Below are 12063 nucleotides of genomic sequence, written 5' to 3'. Positions count from 1 at the left end.
CGGGACCTACTCGGACACAGTCGCGCCCACCCGCTGACGTCTATGCTGCGACTATGGCCCCTGCCCGGAAATCGCAGTGGAAAACATTCCAGCGGTTTGCCCAGAACGTGGTCGTCTACGGGGTTCCGCGATTCATCCAGAGCGTGCAGACCGCGCAGGCCGTGATGCGCGAAATCGAGCAAGTCGTGAAAACCACCGCGAACGCCAGGGGCTCCGGCGACGAGGCGCAGTCGGCGTCGATCACCGAGGGCCGGCCGGTGACCAACGCCAGCTTCCCCACCGCGCAGCGGGCCCGCAGGGTGGTTTACGCGCCGGACCTGGACGGGAGGGCCGATCCCGGGGAGATCGTCTGGACGTGGGTGGTCTATGAGGACGATCCCACCCGCGGCAAGGACCGCCCGGTGCTCGTCGTGGGCCGCGATCACAGCGTGCTGCTCGGGCTCATGTTGTCCAGCAAGGAGCATTACGCCGGCGATGCGGACTGGGTCGGGATTGGCGCCGGTGACTGGGATTACGAGGGCCGGGAGAGCTGGGTGCGCCTGGACCGGGTGCTCGACGTGCCGGAGGAGGGCATCCGTCGCGAGGGCGCGATCCTGGAACGCGAGATCTTCGACGTGGTGGCCGCACGCCTGCGCACCGAGTACGCCTGGCGCTAGTCAGTCCATCGCCGGGCGGCGCGAAGGCGGATCAGCCTTGGGTGATGTAGGACTGCAGCTGCTGCTGTTCGGCCTCGAGCTCTTCCATTCGCGTCTTGACCACGTCACCAATGCTGACGATGCCGATCAGCTTTTTGCCGTCGAGCACCGGCACGTGGCGCACCCGGTTCTTGGTCATCAGCACACTGATGGCGTCGACGGTGTCGGACTTCGTGCAGGTGGCAACCGCCGCGGTCATGATCTTGGAGATCGGGCGGGTGAGCACACTGGGGCCATGCGCGTGCATTTGGCGCACGACGTCGCGCTCGGACACGATGCCGACCACTCCCTCGTCGCCGACCACCACCATGGCGCCGATGTTTTGCTCGGCGAGGCCGGCGAGCAGTTCCCGGACCGTGGCCTCGGGGTTGATCGTCGTCACCGCCGCACCTTTGTTGCGCAAAACGTCCGCTATCCGCATCAAGCCTCCAGCTGGTTGTGATTTGCTTCACACCAGGCTACGGCTAACTCGCGCGGCGGGAAAGGCAACGCGGAAACCGGCAACCGATCGCCAACAGATACCACGGGTCGGCGGGTGAAAAGCGAGGCTGACAACGGCCGATCGCACGGATCAGCCGAATGGGCCACAACGCGCCGACGCGTCTTGAAGGATTAGGGCCATGATCGAGATCACCTTGCTGGGAACCGGCAGTCCCATCCCCGATCCGAACCGCGCGGGACCAGCGACGCTGGTGCGGGCCGGCGGCCAGGTGTTCCTGGTGGACTGCGGGCGTGGCGTCCTGCAGCGCGCGGCGGCCGTCGGCGTAGGCGCCGCCGGGTTGTCAGCCCTGCTGCTCACGCATTTGCACAGCGACCATATCGGCGATCTCGGTGACCTGATCATCACGCGCTGGATCACCACGTTCACGCCCGATCCCGCGCCGTTCGCAATCATCGGGCCGCCGGGCACCGCTGAGACGGTCGAGGCCACGCTGAAGGCGTTCGGCCACGACATCAGCTACCGGATAGCCCATCACGACGATCTGAACACGCCACCACCGATCGAGGTTCACGAATACACCGACGGTCCGGTATGGGACAGCGACGGCGTCTCGATTCGGGTGGCGCCCACCGACCACCGGCCGGTGGCACCGACCATCGGGTTCCGGATCGACTTCGACGGGACCTCGGTGGTGCTGGCCGGGGACACGGTGCCCTGCAAGGGGCTGGACGACCTGGCCGCCGGCGCCGATGCCCTGGTGCACACCGTGATTCGCAAGGACATCGTCACGCAGATTCCCCAGCAGCGGCTGCAGGACATCTGCGACTACCACTCGTCGGTCGAAGAAGCCGCGGCAACCGCGGCCCGCGCGGGGGTTGGCACGTTCGTCATGACGCACTATGTGCCGGCGCTGGTGCCGGGGCAAGAAGAGCAATGGCGGACACTGGCCGCCGCCGAATTCGGTGGGCGCATCGAGCTCGGCGACGACCTGCACCGGGTCGAAGTCCAGCCGCAGCCATAGCCTTTCGGCCGCCGCCCGGTGCCGCTAGGCCAGTCGGGTGACCTCCACAACCACGTCGAGATCGGTCGCGCCCTGTCCCGAGTAAATGCCCTTCAGCGGGGATACGTCGGCGTAGTCGCGGCCGACGCCCACGCTGACGTATTGCTCGGTGATCTCGGTGTCGTTGGTGGGGTCGTAATTCCACCATCCACCCGTCCAGGCCTGAATCCACGCGTGACTTCGGCCTTCCACCGTCTCCCCGACGACGGCGTCGCGCACCGGATGTAGGTAGCCCGAAACGTATCGGGCCGGAATACCCATGTCGCGCAACAGCATCAGCGACAGGTGCACAAAATCCTGACAGGCACCCTTGCCCACCTTCAGGGCGTCCAGCCCGGACGAATTCACCCCGGTCGTCCCCGGCAGGTACTCCAGCTCGCCGTGCGCCCAGTTGGCCGCGGCGATCACGGCTTCTTGCGGCTCATAGCTTTTGGCGACCTTCCTGCCGACCGACCTCAGCCGCCTGCCCGCCGGGGCGTACTCGGTGGGCTGCAGCAATTCGTCGAACCGATCGATCACCGCCGCGGACTGCAGGTCGCTCCAGGTGACGTCCTTCGCGGGCGGTTCGGGCTGCTCGGTCTCGACGACCGAAGAGGACGTCACCGTCAGATCGCTGTGCGGCGCGTGCAAGTCGAACGCCGTGACGGCGGTGCCCCAATAGTCGATGTACCGGTAGGACCGGGTTGCCGGAATGGTCTCGACACGGTTGAGGATGACGTTTTGCCGGGTGTCGGAACTCGGCGTCAGCCGGGCCTCGTTGTAGGAGGCGGTCACCGCGGATTGGTAGGCAAACCCGGTTGTGTGCACTACCCGCAGCCGCCACATCAGGCGTCCCCATTCCGAGTAACCAAACCGATACCGTGACCCGCATCCGACCAGGCCACCCACGGTGTGACATGGAAGTACTGCTGCGACAACGCATCTCCAACATCTCGGCAGGTCGTCTGCAAGCCCGCCAACCGGGTCTCCAGCGTGTCGAGCAATACCCCCGGCGGCAGGAATTCCAGTTCGCTGCGAGCCTGGCCCAGCAGTCGCTGTGCTTCGACGGTGGCTCCCACCCGGCTTGTCGGGTTACGCACCAACTCGTCGATGCTTTCCTCGGCGAGCTTCAGTGAGTAGAAAACCGATCGAGGGAACAGCCGATCGAGCATCATGAACTCGACCACCCGGCCCGCATCCAGCACCCCGCGATAGGTGCGCAGATAGGTGTCGTGAGCGCCCGCCGAACGCAGCAGCGTCACCCAGGCAGGCGAGGACGCGCTGTCGCCCACCCGGGATAGCAAGAGCCGCACCGTCATATCGACGCGCTCGATCGCACGGCCCAACAACATGAACCGGTATCCGTCGTCGCGTGACAGCGTCGAGTCGGCCAGGCCGGCGAACATCGCGGCCCTGCCCTCGATGAAGGACAGAAACTCGTGTGGCCCAAGGCGTTTGGCGGAACGTTCCCGTTCGGGCAGGGCATTGTAAGTGGTGTTGAGGCATTCCCAGATTTCGATGGACGTCACCTCGCGGGCCGACTTGGCATTTTCGCGCGCCGCTGTGATCGCGTCGACGATCGAGCAGCCGCCCTTGTTGCCGGTGTTGTAGGCCACCAGGTCGGTCAATGACCAAACATCCAAACTGTGATCGGGGAGCTCGATGCCCAGCACCCGTAACAGCACCCGGGATGCCTGGTCGGGGTCCACGCTGGAATCCTCGAGCAATTGGTGCAGCGCCACATCCAGAATGCGCGCGGTGTCATCGGCCCGTTCGACATAGCGGCCAATCCAGTACAGCGCCTCGGCGTTTCGAGCCAACATCAGCGGACCGTCCTCTGCTGTTGTTGTTGCTGCTTTTGCTTCTGCTTCTTCAGGGGTCTGTCGTTCTTCGTTTGCTCGGCCTGCAAAGGCTGTTGGTGCGGCGGGCCCGGCGAGTCGTCGGCCTCGGGGTCCGCCATCGATTCCGGCAACGACCGCACCACCTCGGCAGCGCCCAGTTCACGGTCGGCGGCCGATGCGCGTGGCGCCAGCACCCAGGTGTCCTTGGAACCACCGCCCTGGCTGGAGTTGACCACCCGCGAACCCTCGACCAAGGCCACCCGGCTCAAACCGCCCGGCAGCACCCACACGTCGTCGCCGTCGTTGACCGCGAACGGCCGCAGGTCGACATAGCGAGGCGCCAGTGTGTTGCCGATCTGGGTCGGCACGGTCGACAACTCCATCATCGGCTGCGCGATCCAGGCCCGGGGGTCGTCGCGAATCTTCTTGCTAACGGTCGCCAGTTCTTTCTCGGATGCCTCCGGACCGAACACGATGCCGTAGCCGCCGGATCCCTCGACCGGCTTGATGACCAATTCGTCGACCCGGTCGAGCACCTCCTCGCGCTCGTCGTCCAACCAGCACCGGAAGGTATCCACGTTAGCCAGGAGCGGCTTCTCGCCCAGGTAGTACTCGATCATGGTCGGCACGTAGGTGTAGACCAGCTTGTCGTCGCCGACCCCGTTGCCGATCGCACTGGAGATCACCACGTTGCCGGCGCGCGCGGCGTTGACCAGACCGGCCACCCCGAGCACGGAGTCGGCGCGAAACTGCAGCGGGTCGAGGAAGACGTCGTCGATGCGTCGGTAGATGACGTCGACCTGACGCTCCCCTTCGGTGGTGCGCATGTACACCTGGTTGTCGCGGCAGAACAGGTCACGGCCCTCGACCAGTTCGACGCCCATCTGACGCGCGAGCAGCGAATGCTCGAAGTACGCCGAGTTGTAGACGCCCGGGGTCAGCACCACCACGGTCGGGTCGGCCTCGTTCGTCGCCGCGGAATTGCGCAGCGCCCGCAGCAGGTGCGAGGAGTAGTCGTCGACGGCGCGCACCCGGTGGGTGGCGAACAGGTTCGGGAAGACCCGCGCCATCGTGCGCCGGTTTTCCATGACGTACGACACGCCCGACGGCGAGCGCAGGTTGTCCTCGAGAACCCGCCAGGTGCCCTTCTCGTCGCGGATCAGGTCGATCCCGGCGACGTGGATGCGCACGCCGTTGGGCGGGACGATGCCCACGGCCTGACGGTGAAAGTGCTCACAGGAGGTGACCAGCCGACGCGGGATGACGCCGTCGTTCAGAATCTCCTGATCGCCGTAGATGTCATCGAGATACAGCTCCAGGGCTTTGACACGTTGAACGATGCCCCGCTCGAGCCGGTTCCATTCGGCCGCCGAGATCACCCGCGGCACCAGGTCCAGCGGGAACGGCCGTTCCTGGCCGGACAAGGAGAACGTGATGCCCTGGTCGATGAACGCACGGGCCAGGGCTTCGGCGCGGGCCCGCAGGTCGGAGGCGTCCGACGGCGCAAGCTCGGCGTAAATACCCTTATATAGGCCACGGACGTTGCCCTGCGCGTCGAACATTTCATCGAAGGCCTGCGCATATACGTCCGACGTGTTGTATCCGCCGAAGATGCGCTCGGAACGCGCAAGCGCCCGCGCAGCGCCGCGCGACCCTCGCCTGGCCGTTTCAACCTGGTTCGGAAAACTCACTTTTAGGATGCTGCCTTAAATTGACGTTAGGGCAGGCCACGAGTTCCCGTTTTGGGAGAAAACGTAACCGACTGCTAACCTGAGCAGTCGCAATCGGGTGTGGGGCGCCCCCCGAAACGCAGACCGCAAAGACCGAATCGACGAAGGAAAATTTCGCGTGGCCAACATCAAGTCGCAGCAGAAGCGGATCAAGACCAACGAGCGCGCCCGACTGCGCAACAAGTCGGTGAAGTCCTCGCTGCGCACTGCCGTGCGCGCGTTCCGTGAGGCCGCTGAGGCCGGCGACAAGGACAAGGCCGCAGAGTTGCTGGTGTCGACCAACCGCAAGCTGGACAAGGCGGCCACCAAAGGCGTCATCCACAAGAACCAGGCCGCCAACAAGAAGTCGGCGCTGGCGCGGTCCCTCAACAAGATCTGAGCCCCGGCCAAGTCATCGCCCCCGGTCGGCGACCAGCTCGGCCACCTTTCTGACCGCGGATTCCAGCGCGTAGTCGGCGTCCGCGGCGGCCCCCTTCACATTGGCGTTGAGTTCCGCCACCACTTTCATCGCGGTCGCCACGCTGCCCCGCGACCAGCGTCTGGCCTGCTTCTGAGCTTTTTGCACCCGCCACGGCGGCATCCCCAGCTGCCCGGCCAGACGGTACGGGTCTCCGGAGAGCGGACCGACTCGTCCGATTGTGTGGATCGCTTCGGCCAGCGCGTCGGCCAGCACCACCAGCGGCTCGCCGCGCATCATCGCCCACCGCAGCGCCTCGGCCGCTCCCGCGACGTCGCCGGCCACGGCTTTGTCCGCGATATCGAAGCCCTTCACCTCGGCTTTGCCGCTGTGATAGCGGCGCACCGCGGCCTCGTCGACCTCACCGCCGGTGTCGGCCACCAGCTGTGAACAGGCCGAAGCCAGCTCGCGCACGTCGGAGCCGACGGCGTCCAGCAGGGAGGTCACCGTGTCTTCGTCGACCCTGATCCGCAGCGCACGAAATTCCTTGCGGACGAAGTCGGTGCGTTCGCTCACCTTGGTGATCCGCGCGCAGGGATGAACCTCGGCGCCCAGCGACTTCAGCTGGTCGGCCAGCGCCTTGGCTCGCCCGCCGCCTGAGTGCACCACCACCAGCACGGTGGCCGGCGGCATGTCGGCGGCAGCCGCCGCGATCATCGCGACCGCATCCTTGCCCGCTTCGGCCGCGGCCTCCAGTACGACGATGCGTTCGTCGGCGAACAGCGACGGGCTGAGCAGCTCGGCGAGCTCGTAGCTGCCAACGTCGCCGGCCCGCATGCGATTCACCGGGACGTCGTCGGTGCCGGCACGCTTGCGCGCCGCTCGCAGGATGTCCGCCACAGCTCGTTCGACCAGCAGGTCCTCGTCTCCCAGGACCAGGTGCAACGGGGAGGCCTCAGTCACCCCATGATGGTGCCACGTTGGGCCGACCAATCAGCTCTGGGATCCAGCAGCTCGGATGCCGACCAGGCCAGCACACACACCACCGCGACCACCGCGGCCGCGCGGATCGAGACGCGAAACCAGGACCCGCGCCACAGCAGCATGCCCAGCACCAACAGCAGCGCCGTGGCACAACCGACCAGCAACACGCCGGCCAGACCGTCCGGGACGGGCACGGTTGCCGCGGGCACACCGGCCGCGACGTGCGCCGACTTGGACACCCACCACAGTTCCGGGCCGGTGAAACGCATCAGCAGCTGCGCACCGGGCGGCCACAGCAGGCACATCACGGCCGCCGCACTGCCCAGCACGGTGATCGGTGCGATCACGGGCGCTGCGGCTAGATTCGCCGCCACCGACACCAGGCTGACCCGACCCGAGATGCCGGCAACCAGTGGCGCAGTCACCAATTGAGCGGCCAACGCCACCGCGAGCCCATCGGCCAGTGGTTTCGGGCAACCCTTGGCGACCAGGCGCCGTGACCAGATCGGCGCGATGACGACCAGCCCGCCCGTCGCCAACACCGACAGCGCGAAGCCGGCGTCGACGGCCAGCTGCGGAGCGACCGCGAGCAATATCAGCACCGCAGCCGACAGCGCCGGAATCGCTTGCCGCCGACGCGAAGTCAGCATTCCTGCTAGCGCAATGGCGCCCATCACGGCCGCCCGCAACACACTTGCCGTCGGCTGCACGACGATCACGAATGCCGCTAGCGCCATGCCGGCGAGCAGCCGGGCCGAGAACAGCACCGCCGCACACACGATCGTGACGTTGGCCCCCGACACGGCCATCAGGTGTGTCATTCCGGCCGAGCGGAATTCGCGGCCGGTGTCGGCGGCCACCGCCGAGGTGTCGCCGAGAACCAGCGCCGGCAACAGCGCGGCCTGCGGGGCGGGCAGCACTTCGTGCGCGGTGGCGGCGAACCGGCCGCGCACCACGTGCGCGGCACGCTGCACCGCCCCCGCCCGGCCCATGACGGGCCGGCCCGCCGCGTTGAGCACCGCGACCGTCAGGTCGTGGCGAGTGGGGCGGTTGATTCGCGCGGAAAACCGCATCGGCCGGCCCACCATCACGTCGAAGTCCGATGCCCGCGCGAAAACGGTTACCCGGCCCGCTATTTCGTCGTCACGCAGCCGCTGCAGGGTGGCGCGAAACACCAACCGGCCGGAGCCCAGCGACAGCGCACTCTCGCTGGGTGTCACCGTCACCGGGGCCACCGTCCCGAACGCCGCGGTGATCGGGTGACGCGCCACCGCGTCGGCTCGCAGCGCGATCGCGAACCCGAATCCCGCGCCCACCACACCGACTGCCACCAGCCCGGCGCCGATGGTCGGAAGCCGCGACTGATGGCCACCCGGGCGCACTGCATAGCACGTCAGCGCACCGGCGGCGAGGAGCACGACGCAGCACGAGGCCAACATTTGTCCGACCGGCCACACAATGCCGGACGCGGTGACGATCCAACTGGTGAGTGCGGCGGGCAGCAGACGTATATCGAGGTGGGCGAGCGCCGACAGGACAGCCGGTGGCGCGGCCGTGTCAGACACGGACCAGGGCGCGCAGCTTGTCCAGCCGCGCCGGCCCGATGCCGTCGACATCGGCGAGCTGGTCGACGCTGGTGAACTTGCCGTTGGCCTGCCGCCACGCCACGATCGCCTCGGCAGTGACCGGCCCGACTCCGGGCAGGGCGTCCAGCTGCTCGGTGGTCGCGGTGTTGAGGTCGACAGCCTCGCCCGCCTTCGGTCGGACGGGTCCCTTGACTGATCCCACCGGTGCCGGCGTCTTGGGCCCCGGAGTAGAGCCGGTGGTCACGGAGCTGCCCAGCGCGGGCGGCTGCCCCGAGACCGGCGCCACCCCAACCACGATCTGCTCGCCGTCGCCGAGCTGGCGCGCCATGTTCAGCCCGATGGTGTCGGCGCCGTCCATCGCACCCCCGGCCGCCTGCAGTGCGTCGGCGATCCGCGCGCCGGGCGTCAGCGTGACCAGGCCGGGCTTATGCACCAGGCCCACCACGCTGACCACCACCGGACGGTCCGGACCAGCCGGCTGACCAGCGCCCGGGCCTGCCGAGGGCCGTGGGCGCGCCGTGGCCGCCATCTCCACCGGCGGCAGCTTTGCCGACATCACGGGTGCGGGCCGGTCGCGCATCAGAGTGAAGATCGTGATCAGTACGGCCAGCGCGGCCACCACCGCCAACGCGATCGCACCGGCACGGCCCGGATCGGTGCGCAGCCGGGCCACCCAGCCCCCGCTGCCGGAGGCGTCGGGAAGCCAGCGCGGCAGCAGCGAATTCTGATCCTCATCCGCAGCGTTGCGATCCGGCTCCGAGTCGGGCTCCTCGGCGTGCGAATCGATATCCGGATCGGCACCGAGCCGTCGATGCAGTCGCTCGGCGGGAAGTTCTGTTCGCATGCGCCGACGGTAGGTGCACCGACCGCCACGACGACCCCAACCAACCGCGTCGCACCCGGCTGCTGTGGATTAACCGGAGGCTGTGCACAAGCACAGCAGGGGATGGGTCAAGATGGAGCGTGGAGCACGCGACCAGACACCGACGCCCACCGCCGCAAATGCGGTCGCCGCGCTCAACCCCAGCCAAAGGAGTCTGCATGCAACTCGCGCTCACACCGGAGGAAGCCGCGTTCCGCGACGAACTCCGCACCATCTACACCACCAAGATTCCGCAGGAGATGCGCGACCGGGTGCGCCAGGGCTCGGCGGAGGCGAACCACGACGACATCGTCACCAGCCACAAGATCCTGCACGAGCACGGTCTGGCGGTACCAAGCTGGCCGGTCGAGTGGGGCGGTAAGGACTGGACGCCCACCCAGCACCAGATCTGGGCCGACGAGATGCAATTGGCGTGCGTCCCCGAGCCGCTGAACTTCAACACCAAGATGGTCGGCCCGGTGATCGCCGAATTCGGTTCCGAAGAGATCAAACAACGTTTCCTGCCGCCGACGGCCAGCCTCGACATCTGGTGGTGCCAAGGCTTCTCCGAGCCCGAGGCCGGTTCGGACCTGGCATCGCTGCGCACCACCGCGGTCCGCGACGGTGACAGCTATGTCGTCAACGGCCAGAAGACCTGGACCACGCTCGGCCAGTACGCAGACTGGATCTTCTGCCTGGTGCGCACCGACCCGCAGGCTCCCAAGCGGCAAGCCGGCATCTCGTTTCTGCTGTTCGACATGAAGACGCCGGGCATCACGCTGCGGCCCATCCAGACGATCGACGGCGGCCACGAGGTCAACGAGGTCTTTTTCGAAGACGTTCGGGTACCCGCCAACCAGCTTGTCGGAGAAGAGAACCAAGGCTGGACGTACGCGAAGTTCCTGCTGGGCAACGAACGCAGTGGCATCGCCGGGGTGGGCCGCACCAAAGTGCGCCTCGCCGAGGTGAAGAAGGTTGCGGCGCAAACCGGCGTGCTCGACGACCCTCTGTTCGCGGCCCGGCTGGCGGAGGCCGAAAACGAGCTGCTGGCACTGGAACTCACGCAGTCGCGGGTGGTAACGGACTCCGCTGACGGGCAACCCAACCCGGCATCGTCGGTGCTCAAGCTGCGCGGCAGCCAGCTGCAGCAGATAGCCACCGAGCTACTCGTCGAGGTGGCAGGCCCGGACGCGCTGCCCGCGGACGCAAAAGGGATTGCGTCTCCGGACTGGGCACAACACAGTGCGCCGCACTACCTCAACTACCGCAAGACGTCGATCTACGGCGGCAGCAGCGAGGTGCAGCGCAACATCATCGCGTCCACCATTCTGGGATTGTGAGGCAGCCATGGACTTTCAACTGACCGACGAGCAGGGTCTGCTGCGCGACACGACCCGCGACCTGTTGTCGCGCACCTATGACCCGGAAAGCCGCATCAAGGTCATCGGCTCCGACCTCGGTTGGAGCCGCGAGGTTTGGAGTCAGCTCGCCGACACCGGGATCCTGGGCCTGGGCTTCGACACGGACGAGGCGGGCCAGCTCGAGATCATGGTCGTGCTGACCGAGGCCGGGCGCCGGCTGGCTCCCGAACCGATCCTGCATGCGGCGCTTGCTCCGGGTGCGCTGATCGCGGAGCTGGGCACCGACACGCAGAAAGAACAGCTGGACGACGTCGCGGCCGGCCAACGGCTACTGGCGTTCGCCCATCTGGAGCCGGGCCATCGAAAGCCGACCACGACAGTCACTACTGCGGCTGCGCGACAAGGTGATTCGTGGACGTTGACCGGGCGCAAGAACCCGGTGCTCGCCGGAGACTGCGCCGACACGTTGGTGGTCAGCGCCGCCTTGCCGGGCGGTGGCACCGGCCTGTTCCTGGTCGATGCGGGCGCGGTCACGAGGCATCCTTATCGGACCTTCGACGGACAACGCGGCGCGCAAGTGGACTTGGACAACGCACCCGCCGAGCCGGTGGGCGAAGCGGTCGACGCGTCGCGGGCGATCAGCGGCGCCATCGTCCGCATCCAGTCGGGGTTGTGCGCCGAAGCCATCGGGGTGATGGAGGAGGCGCTACGCCTGACCACCGACTACCTCAAGACTCGCAAGCAGTTCGGCGTCACGCTCAACACCTTCCAGGCGCTCACCCAGCGGGCGGCCGACATGTACGTGTCGCTGGAACTGGCGCGCAGCATGAGCTTCTATGCCGCGATGTCGATCGCCGACGGCAACCTCGACCCGCTGATCGCGTCACGCGCCAAGGTGCAGGTCGGCCGCTCGGGCCGGCACATCGCGCAGGAGTCGATCCAGATGCACGGCGGAATCGGTGTGACCGCGGAGTATCCGGTCAGCCACTACGCGGCCCGGCTCACCGCGATCGAGCACACCCTGGGCACCTCGAGCGAGCACCTGCACAACCTGATCGACCACCTCGGCGACTACGACCTGGCCCGGCTCTAGTTAGAACACCAGCCCGGCCGCGGCCGGGACATC

The 12063-nt window shown here is 67.2% G+C and carries 12 protein-coding genes; 5 read left to right on the top strand and 7 right to left on the bottom strand.

The window, feature by feature from the left end:
* Positions 1-53: 53 nt before the first annotated feature.
* Positions 54-656: a type II toxin-antitoxin system PemK/MazF family toxin gene (locus H7K34_RS00430; RefSeq protein WP_264058629.1), complete on the top strand. Its 603-nt coding sequence runs from the start codon at positions 54-56 to the stop codon at positions 654-656.
* A gap of 31 nt (positions 657-687) precedes the next feature.
* Here the strand turns inward: H7K34_RS00430 and H7K34_RS00425 are convergent, their stop codons facing one another.
* Positions 688-1116 carry a CBS domain-containing protein gene (locus H7K34_RS00425; protein WP_108925436.1) on the bottom strand — a complete coding sequence of 143 codons (429 nt, stop codon included), beginning with the start codon at positions 1114-1116 and terminating at the stop codon, positions 688-690.
* 199 nt (positions 1117-1315) lie between these two features.
* Between H7K34_RS00425 and H7K34_RS00420 the strand changes: the two genes are divergently transcribed.
* On the top strand, positions 1316-2158 hold the full coding sequence (locus tag H7K34_RS00420; protein ID WP_108925438.1) for a ribonuclease Z: 843 nt from the start codon (positions 1316-1318) through the stop codon (positions 2156-2158).
* A 24-nt stretch (positions 2159-2182) separates the two neighbouring features.
* Here H7K34_RS00420 and H7K34_RS00415 read toward each other — a convergent pair whose 3' ends face one another.
* The 3 genes from H7K34_RS00415 to H7K34_RS00405 are packed head-to-tail and all read right to left on the bottom strand — an operon-like array spanning position 2183 to position 5717.
* Positions 2183-3022, bottom strand: a complete 840-nt coding sequence (locus H7K34_RS00415) for a transglutaminase family protein (RefSeq protein ID WP_264058626.1) — start codon at positions 3020-3022, stop codon at positions 2183-2185.
* Positions 3022-3999, bottom strand: coding sequence for an alpha-E domain-containing protein (locus H7K34_RS00410; protein WP_108925442.1), 978 nt, complete (start codon positions 3997-3999; stop codon positions 3022-3024). Before H7K34_RS00410 ends, H7K34_RS00415 begins: the two co-directional genes overlap by 1 nt.
* The gene (locus tag H7K34_RS00405) at positions 3999-5717 is read right to left on the bottom strand and encodes a circularly permuted type 2 ATP-grasp protein (protein WP_372510653.1); all 1719 of its coding nucleotides are present in this window, start codon (positions 5715-5717) and stop codon (positions 3999-4001) included. Before H7K34_RS00405 ends, H7K34_RS00410 begins: the two co-directional genes overlap by 1 nt.
* A 148-nt stretch (positions 5718-5865) precedes the next feature.
* Between H7K34_RS00405 and rpsT the strand changes: the two genes are divergently transcribed.
* Complete coding sequence (rpsT, locus tag H7K34_RS00400) at positions 5866-6126, top strand: 30S ribosomal protein S20 (RefSeq protein ID WP_025736070.1); 261 nt, start codon at positions 5866-5868, stop codon at positions 6124-6126.
* A gap of 12 nt (positions 6127-6138) precedes the next feature.
* Here the strand turns inward: rpsT and holA are convergent, their stop codons facing one another.
* The 3 genes from holA to H7K34_RS00385 are packed head-to-tail and all read right to left on the bottom strand — an operon-like array spanning position 6139 to position 9558.
* Positions 6139-7107: a DNA polymerase III subunit delta gene (holA, locus tag H7K34_RS00395; RefSeq protein WP_264058622.1), complete on the bottom strand. Its 969-nt coding sequence runs from the start codon at positions 7105-7107 to the stop codon at positions 6139-6141.
* Positions 7104-8639, bottom strand: a complete 1536-nt coding sequence (locus H7K34_RS00390; protein WP_264058777.1) for a ComEC/Rec2 family competence protein — start codon at positions 8637-8639, stop codon at positions 7104-7106. Before H7K34_RS00390 ends, holA begins: the two co-directional genes overlap by 4 nt.
* A 46-nt stretch (positions 8640-8685) precedes the next feature.
* On the bottom strand, positions 8686-9558 hold the full coding sequence (locus H7K34_RS00385) for a ComEA family DNA-binding protein (RefSeq protein WP_108925448.1): 873 nt from the start codon (positions 9556-9558) through the stop codon (positions 8686-8688).
* Positions 9559-9755: 197 nt separating this feature from the next.
* Between H7K34_RS00385 and H7K34_RS00380 the strand changes: the two genes are divergently transcribed.
* The gene (locus H7K34_RS00380; protein WP_108925449.1) at positions 9756-10916 is read left to right on the top strand and encodes an acyl-CoA dehydrogenase family protein; all 1161 of its coding nucleotides are present in this window, start codon (positions 9756-9758) and stop codon (positions 10914-10916) included.
* Positions 10917-10923: 7 nt separating this feature from the next.
* Positions 10924-12030, top strand: a complete 1107-nt coding sequence (locus H7K34_RS00375) for an acyl-CoA dehydrogenase family protein (protein ID WP_264058618.1) — start codon at positions 10924-10926, stop codon at positions 12028-12030.
* Positions 12031-12063: the final 33 nt, after the last annotated feature.

Source organism: Mycobacterium montefiorense (assembly GCF_025823255.1).
Classification (GTDB): Bacteria; Actinomycetota; Actinomycetes; order Mycobacteriales; family Mycobacteriaceae; genus Mycobacterium; species Mycobacterium montefiorense.
This window is presented reverse-complemented; position numbering and strand designations above follow the sequence as displayed.